The organism is Marinobacter sp. MIT932201, assembly GCF_047123295.1.
In the GTDB taxonomy this organism is placed as follows: domain Bacteria; phylum Pseudomonadota; class Gammaproteobacteria; order Pseudomonadales; family Oleiphilaceae; genus Marinobacter; species Marinobacter salsuginis.
In genome coordinates this window covers 1,341,179-1,366,735 of record NZ_CP138917.1, presented here as the reverse complement: position 1 = coordinate 1,366,735, position 25,557 = coordinate 1,341,179, and the positions used below count along the sequence as shown (strand labels likewise).

24 protein-coding genes are annotated in these 25,557 nt (G+C 59.0%); 11 read left to right on the top strand and 13 right to left on the bottom strand.

Features of this window, described 5'->3' with window-relative positions:
• Nucleotides 1-33: 33 nt before the first annotated feature.
• Nucleotides 34-1,044, top strand: a complete 1,011-nt coding sequence (locus tag SIC15_RS06250) for an AraC family transcriptional regulator ligand-binding domain-containing protein (protein WP_412537278.1) — start codon at nt 34-36, stop codon at nt 1,042-1,044.
• 10 nt (nt 1,045-1,054) lie between these two features.
• Here the strand turns inward: SIC15_RS06250 and SIC15_RS06245 are convergent, their stop codons facing one another.
• The gene (locus tag SIC15_RS06245; protein WP_412537277.1) at nt 1,055-2,065 is read right to left on the bottom strand and encodes a diguanylate cyclase; all 1,011 of its coding nucleotides are present in this window, start codon (nt 2,063-2,065) and stop codon (nt 1,055-1,057) included.
• A 148-nt stretch (nt 2,066-2,213) separates the two neighbouring features.
• On the opposite strand from SIC15_RS06245, the gene SIC15_RS06240 reads away from it, so the two are divergent.
• The 3 genes from SIC15_RS06240 (at nt 2,214) to SIC15_RS06230 (ending at nt 4,096) form a co-directional block, all read left to right on the top strand.
• Nucleotides 2,214-2,822, top strand: a complete 609-nt coding sequence (locus SIC15_RS06240; protein WP_412537276.1) for a sigma-70 family RNA polymerase sigma factor — start codon at nt 2,214-2,216, stop codon at nt 2,820-2,822.
• On the top strand, nt 2,819-3,547 hold the full coding sequence (locus tag SIC15_RS06235; protein WP_008175870.1) for an anti-sigma factor domain-containing protein: 729 nt from the start codon (nt 2,819-2,821) through the stop codon (nt 3,545-3,547). The genes SIC15_RS06240 and SIC15_RS06235 overlap by 4 nt, the downstream gene beginning before the upstream one ends.
• Before the next feature lie 120 nt (nt 3,548-3,667).
• Nucleotides 3,668-4,096, top strand: coding sequence for a hypothetical protein (locus SIC15_RS06230; RefSeq protein ID WP_219122842.1), 429 nt, complete (start codon nt 3,668-3,670; stop codon nt 4,094-4,096).
• Nucleotides 4,097-4,146: 50 nt separating this feature from the next.
• Here SIC15_RS06230 and SIC15_RS06225 read toward each other — a convergent pair whose 3' ends face one another.
• The 4 genes from SIC15_RS06225 to SIC15_RS06210 form a co-directional block, all read right to left on the bottom strand.
• On the bottom strand, nt 4,147-5,472 hold the full coding sequence (locus SIC15_RS06225; RefSeq protein ID WP_008175873.1) for a sensor domain-containing diguanylate cyclase: 1,326 nt from the start codon (nt 5,470-5,472) through the stop codon (nt 4,147-4,149).
• Complete coding sequence (locus SIC15_RS06220) at nt 5,469-5,705, bottom strand: hypothetical protein (protein WP_412537275.1); 237 nt, start codon at nt 5,703-5,705, stop codon at nt 5,469-5,471. Before SIC15_RS06220 ends, SIC15_RS06225 begins: the two co-directional genes overlap by 4 nt.
• An 89-nt stretch (nt 5,706-5,794) precedes the next feature.
• The gene (locus SIC15_RS06215) at nt 5,795-7,282 is read right to left on the bottom strand and encodes a hypothetical protein (protein ID WP_412537274.1); all 1,488 of its coding nucleotides are present in this window, start codon (nt 7,280-7,282) and stop codon (nt 5,795-5,797) included.
• A 363-nt stretch (nt 7,283-7,645) separates the two neighbouring features.
• Complete coding sequence (locus tag SIC15_RS06210) at nt 7,646-8,926, bottom strand: NAD(P)/FAD-dependent oxidoreductase (protein WP_412537595.1); 1,281 nt, start codon at nt 8,924-8,926, stop codon at nt 7,646-7,648.
• Nucleotides 8,927-9,110: 184 nt separating this feature from the next.
• Between SIC15_RS06210 and SIC15_RS06205 the strand changes: the two genes are divergently transcribed.
• A complete protein-coding gene (locus SIC15_RS06205) occupies nt 9,111-10,628 on the top strand; it encodes an aldehyde dehydrogenase (RefSeq protein ID WP_412537273.1) in 1,518 nt (505 codons plus the stop codon).
• A 74-nt stretch (nt 10,629-10,702) separates the two neighbouring features.
• Here SIC15_RS06205 and SIC15_RS06200 read toward each other — a convergent pair whose 3' ends face one another.
• Nucleotides 10,703-12,067: a glutamine synthetase family protein gene (locus SIC15_RS06200; RefSeq protein ID WP_412537272.1), complete on the bottom strand. Its 1,365-nt coding sequence runs from the start codon at nt 12,065-12,067 to the stop codon at nt 10,703-10,705.
• Between the two features lie 345 nt (nt 12,068-12,412).
• On the opposite strand from SIC15_RS06200, the gene SIC15_RS06195 reads away from it, so the two are divergent.
• The 4 genes from SIC15_RS06195 to SIC15_RS06180 are packed head-to-tail and all read left to right on the top strand — an operon-like array spanning nt 12,413 to nt 16,395.
• Nucleotides 12,413-13,519 (top strand): polyamine ABC transporter substrate-binding protein, encoded by a 1,107-nt coding sequence (locus tag SIC15_RS06195; protein ID WP_412537271.1) that lies wholly within the window; start codon nt 12,413-12,415, stop codon nt 13,517-13,519.
• 3 nt (nt 13,520-13,522) lie between these two features.
• A complete protein-coding gene (gene potA / locus SIC15_RS06190; protein WP_412537270.1) occupies nt 13,523-14,641 on the top strand; it encodes a polyamine ABC transporter ATP-binding protein in 1,119 nt (372 codons plus the stop codon).
• Between the two features lie 4 nt (nt 14,642-14,645).
• A complete protein-coding gene (locus SIC15_RS06185) occupies nt 14,646-15,575 on the top strand; it encodes an ABC transporter permease subunit (RefSeq protein ID WP_412537269.1) in 930 nt (309 codons plus the stop codon).
• On the top strand, nt 15,568-16,395 hold the full coding sequence (locus SIC15_RS06180) for an ABC transporter permease subunit (protein ID WP_412537268.1): 828 nt from the start codon (nt 15,568-15,570) through the stop codon (nt 16,393-16,395). The genes SIC15_RS06185 and SIC15_RS06180 overlap by 8 nt, the downstream gene beginning before the upstream one ends.
• 24 nt (nt 16,396-16,419) lie before the next feature.
• Here the strand turns inward: SIC15_RS06180 and SIC15_RS06175 are convergent, their stop codons facing one another.
• The gene (locus SIC15_RS06175; protein WP_412537267.1) at nt 16,420-17,310 is read right to left on the bottom strand and encodes a LysR family transcriptional regulator; all 891 of its coding nucleotides are present in this window, start codon (nt 17,308-17,310) and stop codon (nt 16,420-16,422) included.
• A 104-nt stretch (nt 17,311-17,414) separates the two neighbouring features.
• On the opposite strand from SIC15_RS06175, the gene SIC15_RS06170 reads away from it, so the two are divergent.
• Both SIC15_RS06170 and SIC15_RS06165 read left to right on the top strand, forming a co-directional pair.
• Complete coding sequence (locus SIC15_RS06170; RefSeq protein WP_069184250.1) at nt 17,415-17,855, top strand: DoxX family protein; 441 nt, start codon at nt 17,415-17,417, stop codon at nt 17,853-17,855.
• Nucleotides 17,856-17,879: 24 nt separating this feature from the next.
• Nucleotides 17,880-18,653, top strand: a complete 774-nt coding sequence (locus SIC15_RS06165; RefSeq protein ID WP_412537266.1) for a DODA-type extradiol aromatic ring-opening family dioxygenase — start codon at nt 17,880-17,882, stop codon at nt 18,651-18,653.
• A 157-nt stretch (nt 18,654-18,810) separates the two neighbouring features.
• Here the strand turns inward: SIC15_RS06165 and ltrA are convergent, their stop codons facing one another.
• The 6 genes from ltrA to SIC15_RS06135 form a co-directional block, all read right to left on the bottom strand.
• On the bottom strand, nt 18,811-20,202 hold the full coding sequence (gene ltrA, locus SIC15_RS06160; protein ID WP_374964994.1) for a group II intron reverse transcriptase/maturase: 1,392 nt from the start codon (nt 20,200-20,202) through the stop codon (nt 18,811-18,813).
• Between the two features lie 521 nt (nt 20,203-20,723).
• Complete coding sequence (locus SIC15_RS06155; RefSeq protein WP_069184248.1) at nt 20,724-21,719, bottom strand: branched-chain amino acid ABC transporter permease; 996 nt, start codon at nt 21,717-21,719, stop codon at nt 20,724-20,726.
• A 2-nt stretch (nt 21,720-21,721) separates the two neighbouring features.
• On the bottom strand, nt 21,722-22,609 hold the full coding sequence (locus tag SIC15_RS06150) for a branched-chain amino acid ABC transporter permease (RefSeq protein ID WP_069184247.1): 888 nt from the start codon (nt 22,607-22,609) through the stop codon (nt 21,722-21,724).
• Between the two features lie 105 nt (nt 22,610-22,714).
• Nucleotides 22,715-23,926, bottom strand: a complete 1,212-nt coding sequence (locus SIC15_RS06145) for an ABC transporter substrate-binding protein (RefSeq protein ID WP_069184246.1) — start codon at nt 23,924-23,926, stop codon at nt 22,715-22,717.
• A gap of 72 nt (nt 23,927-23,998) precedes the next feature.
• The gene (locus SIC15_RS06140; RefSeq protein ID WP_069184245.1) at nt 23,999-24,721 is read right to left on the bottom strand and encodes an ABC transporter ATP-binding protein; all 723 of its coding nucleotides are present in this window, start codon (nt 24,719-24,721) and stop codon (nt 23,999-24,001) included.
• Nucleotides 24,718-25,521 (bottom strand): ABC transporter ATP-binding protein, encoded by an 804-nt coding sequence (locus SIC15_RS06135; RefSeq protein WP_069184244.1) that lies wholly within the window; start codon nt 25,519-25,521, stop codon nt 24,718-24,720. The genes SIC15_RS06140 and SIC15_RS06135 overlap by 4 nt, the downstream gene beginning before the upstream one ends.
• Nucleotides 25,522-25,557 lie beyond the last annotated feature (36 nt).

Sequence of the window (25,557 nt, the reverse complement as noted above, 5' to 3'; positions counted from 1 at the left end):
TGGCTTTAAAATTGACTTCAGAGGCCAACAAAATTGACGTTAGAGGCCACGGTTTCCATTGGCTGGGTCAACACCGTGATCGGTGCTGCAGAGAGGCTGTCGGTAACGGCCGAGCAACTGCTGGCCGCGGCAGGTATTGCGCACTCCGCCTGCGAGCTGGAACGCTGGCCGATTGACGACATTACCCGGCTCTGGCACGCCGCCGAACGCTGCACCGGCGACCCGGGCTTTGGCCTGAAAGTGGGTGCCGAGTTTTCTCCCATGAGTATCAGCGGCGTCGGGTTTGCGCTGCAGGCCGCAGCCACCCTGCGGGAGGCCATCGTGATGGTGCAGCGTTTCCAGCGGCTGATCTCCGATGGCGGGCGTTTCCAGGTTGTTGCCGGCAACGCGGCCACCTGGCTGGTTTACCATCCCAGGCAGGGCCTGCTGGCATTCAGTCCGCATCAGATCGAGGCGGTGCTGGCCTCGGTGGTGGGCTTCGGGAGCTGGGTTACGGGAACCCGGATGCAACCGGCCCGGGTGCAATTCAGCCAACCGCGGCTGGGGCCGTTGGCGAGGTATCAGACGGTATTCAACTGCCCGGTAGAGTTCGAGCAGGCGTTCAGCGGAGTGCTGGTGGACAATAGCGTTCTGGACCAGCCCCTGCCTCAGGCCGACCCTCAGCTGGCGCAGGTGCACGAGCGCTACACAACCGCCCGCCTGGCCGCGCTTTCCATCAACAGTGCCTCGGTGCCGGAAATACGCAGATGGCTCACCGCCCGGATAGGGCCGGTTCTGCCTCGCCGGGCAGACGCAGCGGAAGCCCTTGGCATCAGCGAACGCAGCCTGGCCCGGCGGCTCCGTGAACAGGGCAAGACATTTGATGGGCTTGTTGACGACGTACGCCGCGAAAAGGCTCTGCAGGCGGTTGCCGATTCCACCTATTCCCTGCCGGAAATCGCCGAAGCGCTGGGCTTTGCCGAGGCAAGTACCTTTTACCGCGCATTCCGTCGCTGGACGGGCATGCCGCCGGTGCGGTGGCGCAAGCAACAGGGCTTGGCTTGAGCAGGATGTTTTATTCGAGCGAATCGACTATTCCCGGCTGACCGGACAACCGAAGCTGATCGCGCCCGCCTTTCTTGGCCATGTAAAGGGCCTCATCGGTCGCGTTGATCAGATCCTCCGGGTTAGAGCCATGCTCCGGCGCGGTGGCCAGGCCGGACGAGAAGCGGACAACCAGATACAGGTCGCCAAGAGTCAGTTCCATGGGGCTGTTCTCTCGACGCCATTCCATCATTCGCTGGTGCGCATCGGTCAGTGAGAGCCCCGGCATCATGATCAGGAATTCCTCTCCGCCCCACCGACAAACCACGTCCTCCTTGCGCATGCCATGGGACAGCAGCCGACTGAACTCCACGAGCACCTGATCGCCCGCAGCGTGGCCATGTTCGTCGTTCAGCTGTTTGAAGTGATCAAGATCCACCATCATCAGGGTGACCGGGTAGTGCTCACGCTGCGCCCTGCTCAGCTCGCGGTTGAGACTCTCCAGGAGGTAGCGCCGGTTAAACAGATTGGTCAGCGGATCCCGGATAGCCTCTTCCTGCAGCTGCTGCTGAAGGCGACGGTTCTCAACCAGCTGAAGCTCCAGGGATTCGTTGGTCTTTTTCAACGCCACTTCGGCATTGCGCCGGGCGGTTATATCCCGGGAGATGCCGCAGATATACACCGTGCTGCCATCCTTGCCCAGCAGCGGTGAAATACTGGTTTCGAAGATGGTCATCGGCGCAGGGTCGAAGCCTTCGGTGGTCTCTTCGTAACGGATCATGTGGCCGGCCGCAATGGCGCGGGTATAGTTATCAACAATCCGCTGATAAAGCTCTGAGTCTGGAATTATTTCATCCAGGAAACGACCGTGAAGCATTGCTTCGGCCTGGTTCATGAACTTGTCCATGGCGTCGTTGCAGTAGACAAGCCGGTATCGCTCACCCTCAAGCCGCAGCAGGAACACATGATCAGACATGGTATCCAGCATGCCCGTGAGGAGATGGATATCGGCTGGCTCAAATTCGTTGACCGGGGATGTCACAGTATAAGGTCCCTGTTTTCCAAACACTGAATCAGGCCTGACTATAGTCTACCCTGCCATAACCGGTAACAGCCTGCTGGTAAATTCCTGTTGAGCAGCGGCGCACCAACCAGTAACCTGCTGATCAGACATCAGAGCCTGAGGCCCCATGAAGCCTGACTCCCATCAGCCGCCAGACAACGCCATCGGCGCTACGAGTTCGCAGTCGCCCTCAGAGACAACTGAGCGTATTGCTGAGCTGATTCACCGCGTGGCTCAGAAAGACCGCCAGGCTTTCGCCCTCCTCTACCAGGCAACTGCCCCGAAACTTCTGGGCACCGTGTTGCGTATCCTCAGAGACAGAGGGTGGGCAGACGATGTTATCCAGGACAGTTATCTCAAAATCTGGCAAAAAGCCAAGCAGTTTCAGGACGGCAAATCCTCGCCGATTACCTGGCTGGTGTCGATTGCCCGTAACGGCGCCATTGATGAGCTGCGCAAACACCCCGCCGGACGCACCACGAACAGCGACGAGCTGGATGAGATGCCAGGCCGGCAGACATCAGCTCAGGAACAGCTGGAAGACCAGCGGGCGGCAAATCAACTGAATCACTGCATCGACCAACTGGAAAAAGACCGACAGGACATGGTGCGCCTGGCCTACCTTAACGGATGGTCCCGGGAGGACCTGGCAAGCCAGTTTGAACAGCCGGTCAACACGGTAAAGACCTGGCTTCACCGCGCCCTGAAACAGCTCAAAAGGTGCCTCGAATCATGACTGAACGCGACGACCTGGACATGCTGGTTGCAGAGTTCGTTCTGGGCACATTGCCAGCCTCGGAGCGGGCCTATCTTGAAAGCCGGCGCAATGAGGACCCGGAGGTAGATGCGCTGATTCTTCAATGGGAAGAGCGCCTGGGTAAGCTGGCCGAGGAAACCGAGCCCGTTCAGCCCTCACCGGCGTTGTTCGCAAAAATCGAGAAGGCTCTGGACCGGGTGGAATCGACGCCTCGCGAGGCTGCCGAAACGTCCAACGTGGTTGCGCTGCGCAGCCAGCTGAACCGCTGGCGCTGGAGCACGGCGATTGCCTCGGCGGCCGCCCTGGTTCTCGTGGCCATTCTGGCGTTCCAGCCGCAGCCCGAGCCTCAAGCCCAGTCGTTTGTTGCGGTTTTCCAGAACAACGATGAGCAGCCGGCCTTCCTGCTGACGGTGGACCTGAAGGAGCAACGGCTCAACATCCGGCCGGTCACCGCCGAGCCAAGACCCGGAAAATCCTATCAGTTGTGGATCAAGGCCGACGAGCTGGGTCCAAACCCCCGCTCCGTGGGCGTTCTGGGCAACGATTTCGCGCTGGATGAAGGGGCGTTGAGCAATTACGACCCTGCCCTGCTCAAGGAGGCCACGTTCGGCATCAGCGTCGAGCCCGAAGGGGGCTCACCCACCGGACAGCCCACGGGACCGGCGATTCACGGTTACCTCTACCCCACCGACGGAAACAATTAATAGGCAGGTGCCAAAAAAATCTTCCGTGCCTGAAACTTTGCGCATCGGCTCCCGTAGCTGCAGTTAACCCGCCCAAAAACAACCCAACGGGCGGGAAACACTGACACTCAGGAGAACGCAATGAACAAGCACGCAAAAACTTCCGCACTTCTGGCCGCCCTCGTTTCCGGCGCTTTCGCAACCGGTTCTGCATTGGCCGCTGAACACAAGGCCGGTGTCTGGACCAACGATCAGTCTGTTGCCAACGGCGTTGTATCCGCCAGAAAGGTGGTTGCCGAGCAGAATGGGTGGCTGGTGGTTCACCGCACCGACGAATCCATGAAGCCGGGCCCTGTTGTCGCCCACGCGCCGTTGCGCAAAGGTATGAACATGGACGTCGCCGCCATCCTGACCGAGGAAGTGCAATCTGGTGACATGCTGATGCTGATGGTTCACAGCGAAGACGGCGGGATGAAAACGGGTATTTTTGAATACACCCTGGGCGCCAAGGAAGACGGCCCGATCAAAAAGGACGGCAAGCTGGTGATGTCGACTATTACCGCGAAATAATCGCTCACGGTCTGGCTGGCTGCATGCACATCTCGCGCAGGCAGCCAGCGCTACTCTGACTGACGCTTGCTCGCGTACATGGCTGCGTCGGCCTTGCTGAACAGCAGCCGGGCGGTTTCACCATCCTCCGGATACACGGCCGAACCGATACTGCAGCAAACGCGAACCGTTTTGCCACCGATGGCAACCGGCAAGCTCAAAATTTCGCGAATCTTGGCTATGGCATTCTCAACTGACTCACGCCCATGAACATCGGTGAGCAGAACGGTAAACTCATCGCCGCCCATCCGTGCGACGGTATCTGTCCCACGGGTGCAGTCCCTGAGCCTCTGGGCCATCTCGATCAACAGTTCATCGCCGGCTTCATGACCCAGCGTATCGTTAATCTGCTTGAAGTCATTCACATCGAGGTACAGCAGCGCCAGCCGCCCCTCGTTCCGGCTGGCTGATCGCAACGCGGTTTCCAGGCGATCGTAGAACAGGGAACGATTGGTTAAACCGGTAAGCCCGTCGTGGTGCGCCAGGAATCGGAGGTTTTCTTCCGAACGCTTGCGCTCTACAACCGTCGCAACCTGGGTTGCCACGAACTCCAGCAGTGACTTGTCGGCCTCATCAAAGGACACGGCCGCTGTACCGCGCTCAATTACCAGGACGCCCATGGTGGACTCGTGAAAAACCAGAGGCACCCCCAGCCAGTTGGCTACCTCCGAGCCGGTTTGAGGGTGCATCCCCAAACCCGGATGCGCCGGATTCCGCACTGCCATAGACGATTTACGGGTGTGGATGACGTCTTCGAGAGCCGATCCCGGGGCCACCTGCCAGTCGATCCAACCGCTCTTCGTGCGCCAGTCGGGCAAGCTGAGCCGACCGGAGTGCGACTGATTGAAACCCAGGTAGAGATCGGACTCGGGGAAAAGCTCACCAATAATTGAATGAACACCATCGCACAAATCGCGGAGCGTCTCTGCCTCGTGAGCTGCTTCGGAGATCCGGTAGAGCGCGTTGCGGGTCTGGTCGCCCCGTCGCAATGCGGTGACATCCCGAGCCACCGCAATCCGGAGACGGTCTTCCTCAGACCAGCGAGCCGACCAGAGGATATGCACGGCATGACCATCCCTGTGCAGGTAGCGATTCTCGAAATCCGTGTGGGTGTGCCCACTCATGACCCTGCGGGCAGCAGCCAGCGTGCGCTCCTGGTCTTCCGGGTGAATGTAGTTCAGCAGCGGTGTTCCGATCATTTCCGAAGGCGAGTAACCGAGCAACCGCTGGCACGCTTCGCTGACAAAAACGATCTGGCCAGACTCGTCCACCACGAAGATCGTGTCGAGTATGAGATTGACCAGCTTGGGATAGAGAGGACTGAAATCGATGGTCACATCCCGTCTCCCTTTACGCCCAGGCGGTCCAGATAGAGATGAAGATCCGCATCGCTCATGTCCACATATTCCAGCACCCTGCCATACAGCATGGCGGTCGGGACATTGCGGCCCTTCAGCTCTTTCTGAGTTTCATGCAGGACGTAAAGAATGATTCTTTCAGTGCGGGTAAGGCCGTCTCTGGCGTCAGGGATCACTTCAAGGAGAGTGCGAGAGTAGTCTGAACCGGCCATGATGTACCTGGTATGGAGCAATGGACCAGCACATAGTAACAGGCTGGCAGCGAAGCCCCCAGAGGGGGTCGCTGCCTTTTACCGCCAAATCAGATCTGTTTGTAGACCACTTCAGACAACCGGCTGCGATTACCATCGGTGTCCAGGGTACGGATAGCGAAGTACCAGGTGCCTTCAGTCAGCTCATCAACCAGCAGTTCGTCGACAGAGGCGTCACCAATGGCCAGGCTCTGGTCGAGGTTTTCAGCGCTGGTACCGTAGACTACCTCGAAGCCTGCAATTTCACCCATGGCCAGGCTGTCGCCATTTTCGCGGGTCAGCGGCGCGGTCCAGCTCAGCAGTGCTGTGTTTGCAGGAGCGGTTTCCTCAGGCGTCGTCTCGGTGACGGGCTCGCTGATTTCAGTGTCTGTTCCTGTGTCCGCTACGGTTTCGTCGGTGGTTGTATCAGTCGTTGTATCGGTGGTTGTATCACCGCCTGACGTCGAGTCACCTGACGTATCGGGCTCAGTTGTACCGGCAACCTGCTCGTCGGTTGAACCTGTTGAGGTATCGGTCGAGGTATCGGTGCTGGTGTCGGTTGAGGTGTCAGTGGTGCTGCCGGAATCAGTTCCAGCGGTTTCATCGCCGCCAGTGGTTCCGTCGGTGGTATCACCGGAATCGGCGACGTCGGCATTGCTTTCTTCGTTAACATCGGCAATGGTTTTGAAGCGCTGTACATTGCGGTGTTCAACAACGGCCAATCTCTGGCTAATGACGCTTGATTCCACTGCATTCTGGAGCTCGGAAGATTGCAATGCGGCGGCGCTAACCAGATCCGCCAGTGCCACGTTGGTTCCATCGCCCATAACGCTGATCTGGCCGTCGGCACTCACCTGCGAGCTGACATCAGCCAACACATCAGAAATCGAATCCCATTGGGCGTTATCGTTGACCAGTGCAAGGAACGCCGCGTTCGCAATCGCCACCTGAATGGCGTCAGCGGATACGCCGGTCATCTCATCCAGATTGGTGAGATCCGGCGGTGTCAGACGCAGGGCGCCAGCCGGAAGGCCGAACCAGGTTTCGACTGTGGTGTAGGCATTGGAAATGGCAACCGGTGAAAGACCGTCACCACTGCGCTCCGCCAGAGTTACAGCCAAGTGGGTCAGTGGCGTGAGGTTTACGGTTTCCATGCGCAGGTCGCCAGCACCACGTAAGCTGAAATTGCTATCAAGGGGCATGCTCTGTCCAAACGCCACAGCCGCGCCGCCAGCCTGATCGCACTGGGGAACAACGTCGCAGATCATGCGGGTACCACCATCAGCGGTGAGCTCAACCAGCGCCCAGCCCTCGGCCTTGCCGCGGAGCTGCCACTCGTAACTGCCATCGTCTGCCGTCAACACCGGTTTCGCTGCCTGGCGTTGAGGCGCGTAAATGCCGTCCTTGTCCGCAATCAGGCGGTTGGCAACAACCAGCCCCTGCTGGATGACGCCCTTGACCGCTGCGCCGGCAATCTGGACCGTCGGCTCGGCAGTGACCGAGGGCTGTGTGGCGGTGTCTTCGTCACCTGAAATGTCCAGACCGCAGCCCGAAAGCATAACAACCGCAGGTAAAATCAGCAGTCCTTGCTTCGTTAGTTTTTTGCCGCAATATGACATTGTTTCGCACCAATTATTTGACGAATTTGAGCGAATCTTACAGCGGCAGTTTTCGGTTATATGCGGCCCAGTTCCGGATTTTTCGGCCGGATTACGTCAGAAAATTGGCGTTTACGGAGGGATACACGTTGTGATGGAAGGTTACAGCATGGAGCCCGGACTCCCGAGCATAGGTCATTGTTTTAGGTCCGCTTTTCACAATTCGCTTAAATCCCGGCTGTGGGCCGGGAGCGAATAGCGGGCCGACTGATTACAAATTTAAACGTTGATGAAACGGGTACCGTTTCACAGTTTTCCGGTGACTCAAACGCCCAACCTGTCCCGCAGCGCATAGTACCAGGCTCCCATCGCCGTCAACGGCACCCGGAAGGCGCGGCCACCCGGGAACGGGTAATGCGGCAGGCTGGCGAACGCATCAAGCCGTTCCTCCTGATCCTGGATTGCCAGTGCCAATGCCTTGCCTGCCACGTGTGTGAAGGTAACCCCATGGCCGGAGCAACCCTGGGAGTAGAACACGTTCTCGTGCAAGCGCCCGAGCTGTGGCAGGCGCGACAGGGTCAGCAGGAAATTGCCGGTCCAGGCGTAATCGATCTTCACATTCGCCAGTTGCGGGAAGGTTTTCAGCATATTCGGGCGAATCAGCCGTTCGATGTTAGCCGGGTCGCGGGCGCCGTAGACCACGCCACCGCCGTAGATCAGGCGGTTGTCACCCGACAGCCGGAAGTAGTCCAGGAGGTAGTTGCAGTCTTCGACGCAGTTGTCGTTCGGCAGCAACTGCCTGGCAACGGCCTCCTCCAACGGCTCGGTAGCAATAATCTGCGAGCCGCAGGGCATGGATTTGGCCCCAAGCTCCGGCACCAGGCCGCCAAGATAGGCGTTGCCCGCCAGGACAACCGTTTGCGCCCTCACCTCGCCCATGTCGGTTTTAACGGTTACGGTTTTACCGGGGGCGATGCTCGTTACCGTGGAGTGCTCGTGAATCACGCCGCCGCGCGACTCGAGGGCCGCGGCTTCGCCGAGAGCCAGATTAAGCGGATGAATGTGGCCGCCGGTGTGATCAATGGCGCCGCCGACATACCGGTCCGTGCCAACCCGGGAACGGATGGCACTCCCATCCAACAGTTCCAGTTGGTCGTAACCGATCCCGCGCCACTGCGCTTGCTGAGACTCCAGGTGCCTGAGCTGCTTTGGATTGAGCGCTGCGAAAATACCGCCTTCTTTCAGGTCGCACCGAATGCCGTAACTCTTCACCCGCTGGCGAATGATCTGGCTGCCCTCAAAGGCCATCTCAGACAGCAGTTTCAGGTGGTCTTGAGAGGTCTGTCTTTCGATGCTGTCCAGATCCCGGCTGAAGCTGTTAACGATCTGGCCGCCATTGCGCCCCGAAGCACCCCAGCCGACCGTCGCTGCCTCCAGAACCACCACCCTGAAGCCAGCTTCCGCCAGGAACAACGCTGTCGAAAGGCCGGTGTAGCCGGCACCGACGACGCAAACATCGGCCTCGCAAGACCCTCGCAGCGCCGGGCGCACAGGGGCCGAATTGGCGGAAGCTGCGTAATACGAGGGAACCGGGGGATACTCGATCATTATGTGACGCCAGAAAAGGTGATAGAGACGTTCAGGATCAGGCTGCAACGATGCGCGCCGCAGGAAGTCTATGCCAGCGCCGCGCGTTCGGAAAGACACGTTCTTATACCTATATCGTGGGCGGCGCCTGGGGATAAAAGTGCTGCTATGATTGCTCAACTCTACAGCCTGCGAGGCGTCCATGAATCAACCCGTCAGCTCTTCCACACCGACCAGCCAGGCCGAATGGCAGGCCCTGGCCACAAACCTCACTCTGGAGGGCCGCGCCTATCTGAACGGCGCCTATCAATGGGCGGCCAACGGCGAGACGTTTACCTCGGTCAGCCCGATTGACGGGCGCGAGCTGGCCCCTATTGCCAGTTGCGATCAGAGCGATGCCGACCAGGCCGTTATGGCTGCCCGCTCCGCCTTTGAGGCGGGCATCTGGAGCCAGCTGGCACCGGCAAAACGCAAGGCGGTGCTGCTCCGGTTCGCTGAGCTTATCGAAGCCCACGGCGACGAGCTTGCCCTGCTGGAAACACTGGATATGGGTAAACCCATCAACCACGCCAGAAACGTGGATGTGCCGGCCACCGCCCGGGCAATCCGCTGGACCGCCGAGGCCATCGACAAGGTGTACGGCGAACTTGCGCCCACACCCCACAACCAGATCGGCATGATCTCCCGTGAGCCGATGGGTGTGGTGGCGGCCATCGTGCCCTGGAACTTTCCGATGATTATGGCGGCCTGGAAAATTGCCCCGGCCCTGGCTACTGGTAATTCCGTCATACTGAAACCCTCCGAGAAATCGCCCCTGAGCGCCATTCGCCTGGCCGCCCTGGCCGGGGAAGCGGGCGTTCCCGCCGGCGTTTTCAATGTGCTTCCAGGCTATGGTCACACCGTGGGCAAGGCCCTGGCGCTGCACATGGACGTGGACTGCCTGGTGTTTACCGGGTCCACGAATGTGGCCAAGCAACTGATGATCTACGCCGGCCAATCCAACATGAAACGGGTATGGCTGGAGGCCGGTGGCAAGAGCCCCAACATTGTCTTCGCTGATGCGCCAGACCTGAAAAAGGCCGCTTCAGAGGCGGCCAGTGCCATCGCCTTCAACCAGGGCGAGGTATGCACTGCCGGCAGTCGCCTGCTGGTCGAGAACAGCATTCGTGCCGAGTTTGTAAGGCTGATATGCGAGGCCCTGAAAACCTGGCGTCCCGGCCACCCGCTGGACCCGGCGACTACCTGTGGCGCGATCGTGGATCAGGCCCAGCTGGATCGGATCATCGACTACATCGGCATCGGGCAGTCTGAGGGCGCACACCTGGTGGAAGGTGGGCAGCGGATTCTGGAAAACACGGGCGGCCTGTTTGTTCAGCCCACGGTGTTTGACGGGGTGAATAACCAGATGCGCATTGCCTCGGAGGAAATCTTCGGGCCGGTGCTTTCTGTCATCGGGTTCGATACCGCAGACGAAGCCGTCGCCATTGCCAACGATTCCATCTACGGCCTGGCCGCAGCCGTGTGGACCTCCAATATCAATACCGCACATAGGGTAGCCAAGGCCCTGCGAGCCGGCAGCGTGTGGATTAACCACTATGACGGCGGCGATATGACCGCACCCTTCGGTGGCTTCAAGCAGTCCGGCAACGGCCGCGACAAATCTGTGCACGCCTTTGACAAGTACACGGAGCTGAAAGCCACCTGGCTGGTGCTGGAGTAGTTCGGAACAGTTTGGCGCAGTCCGGCAAACGAAAAACGGCGCCTTCAAGGCGCCGTTTTTTATCCCGGAATTGATCAGACCGTGTGCAGGTACCAGAGATATTCGAGATCAGAGATGGTCATCTCGAATTCGTTCAGTTCATGCTCCTTGCAGGCGACGAACACATCCAGAAACTGGCTGCCGAGATAATCGGCCATCACTTTCGATTGCCCCAGCTCCCGCAAGGCATCCCGCAGGTTATTCACCAATGAGGCTTCGTGCTGTTCATGGGCATTACCCACGGTGACCGGTGGTGGCTCTATCCTGTTGGAGATGCCGTAGTGAATACCCGCCAGCACCGCAGCCATCAGCAGATACGGGTTGGCATCGGCACCGGCGACCCGATGCTCAATCCGCAGGGCCTCCGGATCACCGCCCGGCAGACGCAGCGATGCAGTGCGGTTGTCCACGCCCCAGGTGGCGGCGCTGGGCACGTAGTACTCCGGACTGAACCGGCGGTAGGAATTGATATTGGGGCAGAACAAGGCCATGGCGTCGTTCATGGTGGCGACCAATCCACCCACGGCCCAGCGCAGCATGTCGTTTGGCTGCTCGGCGTCGCCGGCAAACACGTTACGGCCTTCGCCATCCACCAGGCTCACGTGCAGGTGCATGCCACTGCCGGCCTGGTTATGATAAGGCTTGGCCATGAACGTGGTGTCCATTTCATGGTCGTAGGCCATGTTCTTGATCAGACGCTTCAGCAGAGTGGCGTGGTCGCAGGCTTGCACTGCGTCATCGACGTAGTGCAGGTTGACCTCAAACTGCCCGGGCGCGGACTCGGCTACCAGCGCATCCGCCGGCAATTCCTGCTCATGGGCGGCATCCAGCACGTCCGCCAGGAATTCTGCGTATTCGTCCAGATCATCAATGGAATAGGCTTGCGTGCCCGCCGGGCGTTTGCCAGAGAGGGGTGATTTCGGCGGCTGCGGGCGACCGGCGAGGTTTTCCTGGTCAATCAGGTAAAACTCCAGCTCAAAGGCCGCCACAGGAGTCAGACCCAGTTCCTCGAAGCGCTTAATGATGTTCTGCAAGACCACCCGCGGATCTGCGAAAAACGGTGTCTCGCGATCCAGCTCATACATGGTCAACAGAAGTTGCGCAGTGGGCCGCTTCTGCCAGGGTTCCATAGTGAGGGTATTTTCAATGGGCAGACAGACGCGGTCTGCCTCGCCAATATCCAGGCCGAGGCCGGTTTCTTCCACCGTAGTGCCCTGAATGTTCAGGGCAAAGATGGACGCCGGCATAGCCACACCGCGCTCAAACACCTTCGCCAAAGCAGACGGGTCTACCCGCTTGCCGCGAACAATGCCATTCATATCCGGGATCAGCAGATCAACAAACTGCAGTTCGGGGTGTGCCTGAAGGAACGAGTCGGCACTCGAAGAACCAGAAGCCATAAGGGAAGCCATCCACAACGCAAACAGGCCTGGTGCCGAGGAGCCGGCGCAGGGGTTTCAACACTCCTTTATCCCGCTTTCCGGGGTGTTTGGCAAGATAGGGACATACCACAAATCCCGGAGTAAAATTTTTATAGCGCAACCCCGCATCTCATGATAAATATCGCGAGAATTCGGCAGGTTCCCCACCGCCGTTTCCAGGACAAGCCTTAAAGGAGTCAAAAGGCGGCGACCGGTTCTTCCCGGGACAACAGCCACCTGCGGCCACCCTCAGCAGACCTGCACAACACCGCGTGCGTCCTGCACGTTTTGTATTTATCCCTTTTGAGTGAGGGACATCATCCAATGTTGAAGTTGTGTAAGCCACAGGCGCTGGCCGCCTCTGTTGCGTTGTCTCTGTGTGCCTCTTCCGCGTTTGCCGCCGAGGAAGTGCGTGTCTACAACTGGTCCGATTACATCGCCGAGGATACCCTGGCGAAGTTCACGGAAGAAACCGGCATCAAGGTGATCTACGACGTTTACGACAGTAACGAGATCCTCGAAGCCGCCCTGCTTTCCGGTCGTTCCGGCTACGATCTTGTTGTGCCCTCCAACCACTACGTGGCCAAGCAGATTTCTGCCAACGCCTTCGTAGCGCTGGACCACAGCAAGCTGCCGAACATGAGCAACCTCAACCCGGATCTGATGGACGATCTGGAAAAGGTTGACCCGGGTAGCCAGTTTGCTCTGCCTTATCTCTGGGGCACCAACGGCTATGGCTATAACGAAGGCCGTATCCAGGAAATCCTGGGTGACAGCGCTCCCACCGATTCCTGGGCCCTGGTATTCGATCCTGAAGTCACCGGCAAGCTTGCCGCCGGCGGCTGCGGTATTGCCATGCTGGATTCCGGCGAGGAAATGGTTCGTGCTGCCATGGCCTACATTGGCCTGGACCCGAACAGCAACAACGCCGACGACATCAGGAAAGGCGGCGAGGTGATCAAGGCCATTCGCCCGAACATCACCTACTTCCATTCGTCGCGTTACATTGGCGACCTGGCCAACGGTGACCTGTGCGTGGCTGCCGGTTACTCCGGCGACATCCTGCAGGCCGCTGCCCGCGCCGAGGAAGCCGAAAATGGCAACGTGATCCGCTACACCATTCCCAAAGAAGGCGCGGTGCTGTGGTTCGACATGATGACCATTCCGGCCGGTGCGCCGAACGTGGAGAACGCCCACAAGCTGATGAACTTCCTGATGCGTCCGGAGATTATCGCCGACATCACCAACTATGTGTGGTATGCCAACCCGAACAAGCCGGCCAACGAATTCGTTGACCCGGAGATTCTGGGCGATACCAGCATCTACCCCACCGACGAAGTGATGAAGAAGCTGTACATCATGGAAGGCCGGCCTCAGGACGCACAGCGCCTGATGACCCGTACCTGGACCAATGTGAAGTCTGGTCGCTGAGCGGTGGAAAACGGCAACAACACCTCCGCGCAAGCGGAGGTGTTACTCAGCATTCGGGGCATTTCCAAACGCTTTGATGGCACGCTGGCCGTGGACAATGTGAACCTGGACATTCACAAGGGCGAGATCTTTGCCCTTCTGGGTGGCTCGGGTTCCGGCAAGTCTACTCTGCTGCGCATGCTCGCAGGTTTTGAAACGCCCAACGCCGGCACCATCATGCTCGACGGCCAGGACGTTACGGCCCTACCCCCGTTCCTGCGCCCGACCAACATGATGTTTCAGTCCTATGCCCTGTTCCCCCACATGACGGTGGAGCAGAACATTGCCATGGGCCTGAAACAGGACAAGCTGCCCAAGGGCGAAATCCGCGACCGGGTGGCTGCCATGCTGAAGCTGGTCAAGATGGAATCCTATGCCCGGCGCAAACCCCAGCAGCTTTCCGGTGGTCAGCAGCAACGGGTTGCCCTGGCCCGCTCACTGGCCAAACGTCCCAAGCTGCTGTTGCTGGACGAGCCCATGGGTGCCCTGGACAAGAAGCTGCGCACCGAAATGCAGCTGGAACTGGTGGAAATTCTTGAGAACGTGGGCGCCACCTGCCTGATGGTCACCCACGATCAGGAAGAAGCCATGACCATGGCCAGCCGTATTGCGATCATGGCCCAGGGCCGTATTGCCCAGATCGGCTCGCCCATCGACATCTACGAGAGCCCGAACAGCCGCATGACGGCGGAATTCATCGGCTCTGTGAATATCTTCGAGGCGCACATCCGGGAAGACGAGGCCGACAGCATCACGCTGACCAGCAGCCTGCTGGATGCGCCGGTGTTCATCGACCGTGGCGTAACCACGCCTGCGGAAACCACCGAAACCCTGATTGCCCTGCGTCCGGAGAAGATCTATCTGACCGCCGACAAACCGGACGGCGAGCACAATTGGAGCTGCGGTACGGTGGACAACATTGCCTACCTGGGTGACATCACGTCCTACTACGTGAAGCTGGCCAGCGGCAAACGGGTTCAGGCGACCATGGCGAACGTGGAACGCCGTGGTGAGCGGCCAACCTGGGGCGACAGGGTATTCGTATCCTGGGAAGCCTCCAGCCCCATCCTGCTCTGGAACTGAGCCGATGAGACGCAAACATTTACCCGCCCCTCTGACCGAGCGGGTGCGTGCAGTCCTGTTCAATCGCCGGGTGGTGTTCGGTATCCCGTTCCTGTGGCTGCTGCTGTTCTTCCTCCTGCCGTTTGCGCTGGTGCTGAAGATCAGTCTGACCTCGGCGGTGATGGCCATTCCCCCTTACGAGCCCGTATTCCGGTGGGTGGACAACACCTTCTCGGTGGTAGTGAATTTCGGGAACTACCTGTTCCTGCTCTCGGACAGCCTGTATTTCGCAGCCTACTGGGGGTCGGTAAAAACCGCCTTCCTGGCCACCGTCGTGTGCCTGCTGATTGGCTACCCCATGGCCTATGCCATGGCCCGGGCCCCGAAGCACTGGCAGCTGGTGTTGCTGTTGATGGTGATGCTGCCCTCCTGGACCTCGTTCCTGATCCGGGTCTATGCCTGGATGGGCATCCTCGGCAATCAGGGGCTGCTGAACAGTTTCCTGATGTGGCTGGGTTTGATTGAGCAGCCCCTCAAGATGCTGAACACCAACTTCGCAGTGGTGCTGGGCATCGTCTACGCCTACCTGCCGTTCATGGTGCTGCCCATCTACACCAATCTGGTGAAGCTGGATGTGCGCCTGCTGGAAGCAGCCTCAGACCTGGGTTGCCGAAGCCTGACCACCTTCTGGGCCATCACCCTGCCGCTCTCAAAGGCCGGCATCCTCGCCGGCTCGATGCTGGTGTTTATTCCCGCGGTGGGCGAGTTCGTGATTCCGGAGCTGCTCGGCGGGCCGGACACGCTGATGATCGGCAAGGTGTTGTGGGAGGAGTTCTTCAACAACCGCGACTGGCCGGTGGCGTCTGCCCTCGCGATCGTGATGCTGTTGTTACTGCTGGTGCCGATTGTGCTGTTCCATCGGTTCCAGGCCCGGGAGATGGAAAAGCATGGTTAAGTCACGCTCGTTCAGTTTCTCAAAGGTCATGCTGATTCTGGGCCTGCTGTTCCTGTACCTGCCGATGTTCGTGCTGATCGTGTATTCGTTCAATGCGTCCCGGCTGGTATCGGTTTGGGCCGGATTTTCCACCCATTGGTACGGCGAGCTGTTCCGGGATGAGCAGATTCTGTCGGCGGTTTGGATGAGCCTGCGGATTGCCTTCTACTCCGCCAGCATGGCGGTGTGCCTGGGCACGCTGTCTGCGTTTGTGATTACCCGGTTCAAGAAGATGCGCGGGCGCACGCTGCTGTCCAGCATGATTACCGCGCCGCTGGTTATGCCCGAGGTCATAACCGGCCTGTCACTGTTGCTGCTGTTCGTGCAGATGGCCCAGACCATTGGCTGGCCGGTTGACCGCGGCATGGCAACCATCTGGATTGCCCACACCACCTTCTGCAGTGCCTATGTGGCGGTGGTGGTATCGGCGCGGTTGCAGGAAGTGGATCGCTCCATAGAGGAGGCGGCCATGGACCTGGGTTGTACGCCCCTGAAGACCTTCTTCGTGATCACCCTGCCGGTGATTGCTCCGGCGCTGGTGTCCGGCTGGCTGCTGGCATTCACACTGTCCCTGGACGACCTGGTGATTGCCAGCTTCGTGTCCGGGCCAGGGGCGACCACGCTGCCGATGGTGGTGTTCTCCTCCGTGCGGATGGGGGTTTCGCCGAAGATCAACGCGCTGGCTACGCTAATCATTCTGGCGGTATCGCTGATTGCGTTTATTGCCTGGTACCTGATGCGCCGTGCAGAACGAAGGCGACTGCAAACACCGGACGCCTAGCGTCCGGTGTTCCGTCCCTCAGACTCACAGGGCGGCGGGAAAGGCAGAAACCAGGTAATCCACCAGCGCTCGAACCTTGGGCGTCACGAACTTGCGGGTGGGATAGACGGCGTAAACGCCAAGTTCGGTGGAGCGATAGTCAGGCATCAGCTCCACCAGCCGCCCGGCTTCCAGGTCTTTGCGCACCAGAAAACCGGGCTGCAGCACGATGCCCTGCCCGGCCACGGCAGCGGCACAGCAGGTTTCACCGTTGTTGGCATACATCCATGGCCGGACCCGCACACTGGTCTTGCCATCCGGGCCCTCAAAGGGCCAGTCGTTGCCCGTGGTGAAGTTGCTGTAGCCGATGACCCTGTGGCTGGCCAGATCATCCGGTTTGACGGGGAAGCCATGGGTGGCAACGTAATCCGGCGAGGCGCAGGCTATTAACCGGGTGGAGGTAATCCTTCGGCTGACCAGTGTAGAGCTTTGCAGGGTGGCAATCCGAATGGCCAGATCAAAGCCTTCCTCGACGATGTCCACCAGCCGGTCCGAGAGGTCGATCGACAACTCCACGTCCGGATAGCGGGCGTGAAATTTTCCCCACAAAGGTGCCAGGTGGCTGATTCCGAAACTGACCGGCGCATTCACCCTTAATGTTCCCCTTGCGACATCATTACGGGCGGTAATTTCTGCTTCGGCCTCCTCAACCCCGGCCAATAATTCCCGGCACCGGACATAGAACACCTCGCCCTCCCCCGTGAGAGACAGGCGGCGGGTGGTCCGCTGCAACAACCGAACCCCGAGACGGCTTTCCAGTTCGCTGACATAGCGCGAGACAGCGGCCTTGGACATTCCCAGATTCTCTGATGCAGCGACGAAGCTGCCGGCCTCAACCACGTTGCAGAACGTCTGCATCTCCAACAGTCGATCCATTGTCTCAAATTCCGGAACAGTTAATTCAATAAAGCCATGTTTATCCCGTTTACTGATATTTGTAAAGTTCTCCCACGGTCAAAACACACCCAAGGAGATTCATCATGAACAACGCATTCCTGAACAAACTGATCAGCACTGACGCAGGCTGGGGCGCATTGGCCCTCCGGATTCCCGTCGGTATCATTTTCGCCGCTCACGGCGCCCAGAAACTGTTTGGCTGGTTCGGCGGCTACGGCCTGGAAGGCACGGGGCAATGGATGGATTCCATCGGGCTGAGCCCGGGCTACCTGATGGCCCTGTTGGCCGGTGGCGCGGAATTCTTCGGCGGCCTGGCACTGATCATCGGCCTGCTGGTTCGCCCTGCCAGCGCGGTACTTGCATTTGCCATGCTGGTCGCCATTTTCAGCGTTCATATCGGCAACGGCCTGTTCATGAGTAACAATGGCTATGAGTTTGGCCTGGCCTTGCTGGCCGTGTCGGTGTCCCTGGTATTCAGCGGCGCAGGCCGCGCGTCCATTGATCGCGCGATTGCAGCCCGATAACCACCGCAACCCGGAGGAGCAATCATGAGTCTGTTTGTTTCCCACGGCGCTCCCTCCTTCGCACTGGAGCCGGGCCTGGCGGGCCCGGCCCTGACGGAGCTGGGCAAACGCCTGACCAGGCCCGAAGCTGTGCTGGTGGTGTCACCCCACTGGATGACGCCGGAAGTCCGGGTAGGCGTTTCCGGAACGCCCGAGACCATTCACGATTTTCGCGGCTTCCCATCCGAACTGTATGAACTTGAATATCCGGCATCCGGGCATCCGGAACTGGCCCAAACCACCCTTGCCTTGCTTGAGGCAGGGGGCTGGAAAGCACGAGCTGACGAAAAGCGGGGCCTTGATCACGGGGCCTGGGTTCCCCTGATGCACCTTTTCCCCGATCACTCAGTTCCGGTGTTTCAGGTCTCAATGCCCGCTGATCTTGACCCTGCCTCGGCCTGGAAGCTGGGCCAGACCCTGCAGCCACTCGAGCATGAGGGTGTGCTTATTGTCGGGTCGGGGAGCCTTACCCATAACCTGTATGAGGTTCGCTGGGGGGATGAGAACGCCTCTGGCTATGCTCGGGAATTCACGGATTGGGTGCGTGCAAAGGTCACGGCAGGCGACCACCAACAATTGATTGCGACGCTGGAGAAAGCGCCGCATGCACAACGTGCGCACCCCACCACAGAGCACTTCCTGCCTCTGTTGGTGGCGGCCGGTGCGGCCGGGGAACAGCAACCCGGCGTGCTGATTGATGGCGGGATCGAACACGGTGTTCTGGCCATGGATGCCTTTGTTTTCAGGCATCCGGCCTGAAGCCGGGACAATCATCCAACCCCGGGATCGAGTAGGAGGGGGAGTTACCTCCCCCGTCCTCTCACACCACCGGGCATACGGTTCCGTACCACGGCGGTTCATGGATGGCTCTGAAGCCGGTGTCAACAACGGTGAGTATTGACCCCTTTACGGACCTTTAGCACTGTTGCTGACACCGGGTCATCGTATCCAGCAAGCTGACCAGGGACAGACGGTCGAATACCTTCCTGGGCAGCGCCGCATTCATGTGTGGTGCACCACTGTTCCACCAGGGACCGCGACCGTTAGTGGCACTCGCCCATGCTCTCAGCTCGGTAAGACCCAGCCGTATCAGGTAGCGAGCCCGCGTACTGGCTCGCTTCCACTGTCGCCACAGGATCAGACGGAGTCGCCTTCTTATCCAGCCGTCCAGGGCCTCCACCGGGCGCTTCGAAGCGGTCAGGCGGTAGTAGTTCGCCCAGCCTCTGAGCATCGGGTTCAGCGTCCGGATGGTCGTGGCCAGTGATTGGCCCCGTGACCGCTTGAACAGCGGACGCAGCTTGGTCATGAAGGCCTTCAAGCTCTTAGGAGCGACCCTCAACTGCACCTGTCGTTTGTGCCAGCTTACGCTGTATCCCAGGAAGTTCCGACGCCAGGGGCGATCCACGTCGCTTTTCGTCGTGTTCACCTTCAGGCGAAGGCGCGTTTCCAGGAAGCGGGTAATACTGGCCATGACCCGGTGGCCAGCCCTTTCGCTTCGGACGTAGATATTACAGTCGTCAGCGTAACGGCAGAACCGGTGTCCCCGCCGCTCCAGCTCCCGATCCAGTTCGGTCAGGAGCACATTGGAGAGCAGGGGTGACAGGGGGCCGCCTTGAGGCGTCCCCTCCCGCTTCGGGCTGACCAACCCACCTTCGAGCATGCCGGCTTGCAGGTAACGCCGGACCAGGGCAAGAACCCGCCGGTCGGGGATGCGACGAGCCAATAGGCTCATCAGCACATCGTGATTGACCCGGTCAAAGAACTGAGCCAGGTCCAGATCGACCACCCAACGGTGGCCATCATTGATGTGTTGCCGCATCGCCTTAACCGCCTGATGGGCACTCCGACCGGGACGGAACCCGTAACTGTGATCCGAGAACGTCGGCTCCAGCATCGGGCTCAGTGTTTGGTGAAGCGCTTGTTGGATCAGGCGATCCTGTACCGTCGGGATGCCCAACGTCCGTTCGCCGCCTTGCGGCTTGGGGATGCTGACCCGGCGTACCAGTTGAGGATGGTAGTCTCCGGCCAACAGCCGCTGACGCAGCGTTGGCCAGTGCTGTTGCAGGTGGCCTTTCAGGGCTGCCACCGGCATCTGATCGACACCGGCAGCTCCCTTGTTGGACACCACCCGCTGATACGCACGCATCAGGTTCTGGCGCTCAAGCACCTGTTCCATCAGCGTGTTCGGCTCCGCGTTCGTCCACGAGTGAGCCCCCGCGTCTGCCTCGACACGGACTTCAGTCTCGACCGGATACTGTCCGGCCTCTCCCTGAATGCCCTGACCCATCCGGGTCGCTTCTGTCTTCATAAGCACATCACGAGAACTCACCGCCTACTGGCGGCCAACCATGTTCGGCCCTTCAGTACGCGGTAACGCACCTACTATGGCCTCGGCTGAGTTCTGGCTCCCCATCCCAGCCCCTCACGGGGCAGGTAGCACAGTGGCAGAGAACCAGACTTCCCAGGGTAAGACGCGTGACCTTCACACTTATGCTCGCCGCATCTACGTCCACACCTTCCGTGCAAGTACTGGGCTTTGACGATATTGGCCGCCTTGCCCGGTGTGACCGCCTTATACGATTCCTGTTCGTCGGGCCAGTGCTTTGCCTGCGGCTTCCTTCAGATTCCACCTCGCAATGGACACCCTTGCCGTCCGGCTAGTGGTTCCCCTTGCCGGGCCCACAGGGGACTTGCACCCCCAAGTCATCCGGCCAGCACCACCTGTACCGGAACAGCGCCGTCAAGGCGCTACGCGCCATGCCTGGCGCACCAATGCAAAAGGGCCACCCCTAGAGGTGGCCCTTCTGATTTTCAGGGGTGCGAACGGCTTCAGCCCAGGTTCTTCTTCACGAATTTCTGGATCTCACCCACGATACCGCTGCGGAAAGCCAGAACCGTTATCACGAAGATGCCTCCAAGAATCGGATCTACCCAATCCCGTAAGGGACCCTGGGAAAGGTTGTACTCGATATTCACCACGAAGGTGGCACCCACCACCGGGCCAAGCAGGGTTCCCATACCACCGACCAGAGTCATCAGGATAACCTCGCCCGACATGTGCCAGTGCGCATCGTTCAGGGAAGCGAGCTGGAACACGACGGATTTCATGGAACCTGCAAGACCGGCCAGCGCTGCGGAAATCACGAATGCCAGCACCTTGTAACGATCCACGTTATAGCCAAGCGATACAGCACGGGGCTCGTTCTGTTTGATGGCCTTCAATACCTGACCGTACGGACTACTGACAATGCGCTGCACCAGCAGATAGCAAGCGATAAACACCGCCAGCACGAAATAGTACATGTTCAGGTTATCTTCGAGATTGATGAATCCCAGCAGCTCACCCCGGGGGATACCGTGCATACCATCTTCGCCGCCCGTGAATTCGGATTGGACGAAGAAGAAGAAAACCAGCTGCGCCAGGGCCAGGGTAACCATGGCGAAATAGATGCCCTGCCGACGAATCGACAACAAGGCAAAGCCGGTGCCCAGAACCGTGGCCGCCAGGGTGCCGGCGATGATCCCCATCTCCGTGGTAAGCCCGGAGTAATTGCTGAGCAGGTAACCGGTGGTATAGCCACCCGTGGCCAGGAAGGCCGCATGACCGAATGACAGCAGGCCGGTGAACCCGAACAGGAGGTTAAAGGCCACCGCAAACAGCGCGAAGCAGAGGATCTTCATCAGGAAGACCGGGTAAATCACAAACGGCGCAGCGAGCAGGATAAGCAGCAGCACGCCGTTGAGCATCATTTTCTTGCGATCCTGGTTGGCCTGTTCCTGAACGATAGACTTGTGAATATCGGCGGAATTGACTGGCTGATTCATGTTTATGCCTCCTTACCGAACAAGCCACTGGGACGGAACATCAGAACCAGAACCATGACCAGGAAGATGACCGCCGAGGAAGCCGGCGGGTAGAAGGTTTTGGTGAGGCCTTCAATAACACCCATGAGAATACCGGTGATGATAGCGCCGCCGATGGAACCCATACCCCCGATAACCACAACCGCAAAGACCGTGATCAGGGTGGCAGACCCCATGACAGGCGTCACCGAGTAAATCGGCGCGGCCAGGACTCCGGCAAACGCTGCCAACGCCACACCAAAGCCGTAAGTCAGGCTGATCAGGAGTGGTACGTTGATGCCAAAACCCTGCATAAGCTGGGAATCCTCGGTACCGGCCCGCAGGTAGGCACCCAGCTTGGTTTTTTCAATCACAAACCAGGTTCCGAAGCACACGACCAGTGCCGCAACGATAACCCAGGCCCGGTAATACGGCATGAACATAAAGCCGAGATTCACACCGCCTTTGAACATGTCAGGCATGGTGTAGCGAAGGCCAGACACACCAAACCAGTTCACCAGCACGCCGGTGATGATCAGCGCCACACCGAAAGTCAGGAGCAGGCTGTAAATATGATCTTGTCCCGCGATGCGGCGCAGCAGGAAATACTCTATGACGACGCCGAAAGCGCCGACCAGCAGGGGGGCCAGCAGGAGCGCGACCCAGTAATTAACGCCCAGATAGTCAAACATCAGGACGGTGGTCATGGCGCCGAGCATGTACATGGCACCATGGGCGAAGTTGATGATCTTCAGCAAACCGAAGATGACCGCGAGCCCAAGGCTCAGAAGGGCGTAAAAGGCGCCATTGATGATTCCGATCAGGAGCTGGCCGGAGAGCACAGCTACAGGGACGCCGAAAATCATGGACATTGGGCTAACTCCAGAAGCAGCACAGGGGTTGGTTGTTGTTCTTACTCAATTCTCTGAGTTGCGGGCTCACCCTGCCCTGTTGCCGGGTGAGCCCTGATGCCGGTCTTAGTTGTTAACCAGCTTGCACTTGCTCTCGGAGAGCGGACGGTAAGATTCTTCCGCCGGAATAGTCCTCAGGATCTTGTACAGATCCCACTCATTCGTGGACTCAGCCGGGGTTTTCACTTCCGCCAGGTACATATCGTGCACCATGCGGCCGTCAACACGGATCTTGCCGTTCTTGGCAAACATGTCGTTGATGGGCGTATCCATCATCTGTTTGCGCACTGTCTGGGCATCATCAGACCCGGTCGCCTTGACTGCGTTCAGGTACTGCATGGTGCTGGAGTAGATACCGGCGTGAACCATGGTCGGACGAACACCGGTCTCTTCCATGAAGCGATCAGACCATTCACGGGTCTCGTCGTTCATGTCCCAGTACCAGCCGGTGGTCAACTGAATGCCCTGAGCGGTTTCCGCACCCAGTGCGTGCACGTCGGTCAGGAACAGCAGCAGGGCAGCAAGAGTCTGGCCAGACTGGGTGACACCGAACTCACTGGCCGTTGTGATGGCGTTGGTGGTGTCAGCACCGGCGTTTGCCAGGCCGATTACATCAGCGCCGGACGCCTGGGCCTGCAGGATGAAGGAGGAGAAATCCTGGGTCGGGAACGGATGGCGCACGGTGCCGATCACTTCACCGCCGTTAGCCTCAACAACGCGTGTCACGTCGCCTTCCAGAGCGTGGCCGAACGCGTAATCCGCAGTCAGCATGTACCAGGTTTTGCCGCCTTCTTTAACCACCGCACTGGCGGTACCGTTCGCCAGCGGATAAGTGTCGTAAACGTAGTGGATGTGGTTCGGGGTGCAGTGCTCGTTGGTGATACTGGAAGCGGCTGAACCGGAGATGATACCCAGGCGATCGTTCTCTTCCAGAATCTTGCTCACGGCAATGGAAACGGAAGAAGCCACCATACCGGCCACCAGATCAACATCCTCGTTCTCAACCCAGCGACGAACGGTGCTGGAGGAAGTATCGGGGCTGTTACGGTCATCAGCACTGACCACTTCGATCTTGGCGCCATTTACCTGACCACCAAAGTCAGCGATCGCCATTTCCAGGGCCTTAAGCCCGTTGGGGCCTGCCAGGTCACGGTAGGTGCCGGACATATCTGCCAGGTAACCGATCTTGACCGTGTCGTTGGAAATAGCCGCTTGGGCTCCGCTTGCCATCATGGCTGATGCAACGGCTGATGTCAGAAGCTTTTTCATCATTGTCATTGTTGTATCTCCGCTACTGTCTTGCGTTGGTTCGGGTTGTTGTTGCTTTTCTTGCTCTCGTCCTATCCGGGATCAGACCCCCAAATAGCGATCCAGCACCGACTGCTTGGAACTCAGTTCGTTGGCGCTGATTTCTTCCACAATCTGACCGTGCTCAACAACGTAATGACGGTCGGCTAACGGTGCTGCGAAGTGGAAATTCTGCTCAACCAGGACAATGGTCAGACCCTTGTTTTTCAGGGCAATCAGGACCTCACCCAGCTTTTCTACAATAACCGGGGCCAGACCCTCGGTGATTTCGTCCAGCAGCAGCATGTTGGCGCCGGTGCGCAGAATGCGCGCCATAGCCAGCATCTGCTGCTCGCCACCGGACAGCTTGGTGCCCTGGCTGAAACGTCGTTCATACAGGTTGGGGAACATGTTGTAGATTTCTTCCAGGCTCATGCCGCCACTGCGCACCACTGGCGGCAGCGTCAGGTTCTCCTGGACACTAAGCGAGGAAAAAATGCCCCGATGTTCGGGGCAATACCCGACACCCAACCTGGCAATGTGGTGAGGCGCACAAGACATGGTTTCCTCACCGTTAATCATGATTGAGCCGGTGCGCCTGCCAACCATATTCATAATGGCTTTGAGGGTTGTACTCCGACCTGCACCATTGCGGCCCAGCAAGGTCACCAGCTCACCACGGTGCACCACCATGTCGATGCCATGGAGGATATGGGATTCGCCGTAAAAGGCGTGTAATCCCGAGAGTCGGAGCTGCTCGTATTCGCGATCTGATTTACTGGTCATTGCGCCGCCTCCGACTGCTCGCTGTCAGCGGTAGTACCCCGCTCTCCACTACCATCACTACCCATGTATACCTCGCGCACCCTTGGATCTGCAGAGACCGAGGCATAATCACCCTCGGTCAGGACAGCGCCCTGAGCCAGCACGGTGATGCGATCGCACAATTTGCTGACCACGCTGAGGTTGTGCTCAACCATCAGAACGGTTCGTCCCGCTGCCGCCTTGCGTACGAGCTCTACCACACGATCCACGTCTTCCGAACCCATGCCCTGGGTTGGCTCGTCAAGCAACAGGATTTCCGGCTCCATGGCCAGCGTGGTTGCCAATTCCAGTGCACGCTTGCGCCCGTAGGCCAACTCAACGGTGGTGGTGTTGGCAAACTCTGCAAGGCCAACGGCATCCAGAAGCTCCATGCAGCGCTGATTCAGCTTGTGCAGGGAATTGCCGGATTTCCAGAAACTGAAAGAGGTACCCTCGAAGGTCTGCAGGGCTACGCGGATGTTCTCCAGCGCTGTCATGTGAGGGAATACGGCAGAGATCTGAAACGAGCGGACAATGCCCTGGCGGGCGATGGCGGCGGACTTCATGGTGGTGATGTCCTGATCCTTGAACAGGATCTGACCACGAGTCGGGATCAGGAATTTGGTGAGCAGATTGAAGACCGTGGTCTTGCCAGCACCGTTAGGGCCGATCAGGGCGTGAATATGGCCTTTCTGGACCTTCAGGTTCACGTCGTCGACCGCAACAAAGCCCTTGAATTCTTTGACAAGGTTACGGGTCTCCAGAACGTACTGTTCACTCATGAGCCAATCTACCTTTGTTATTGTTGTGCGTTTTAT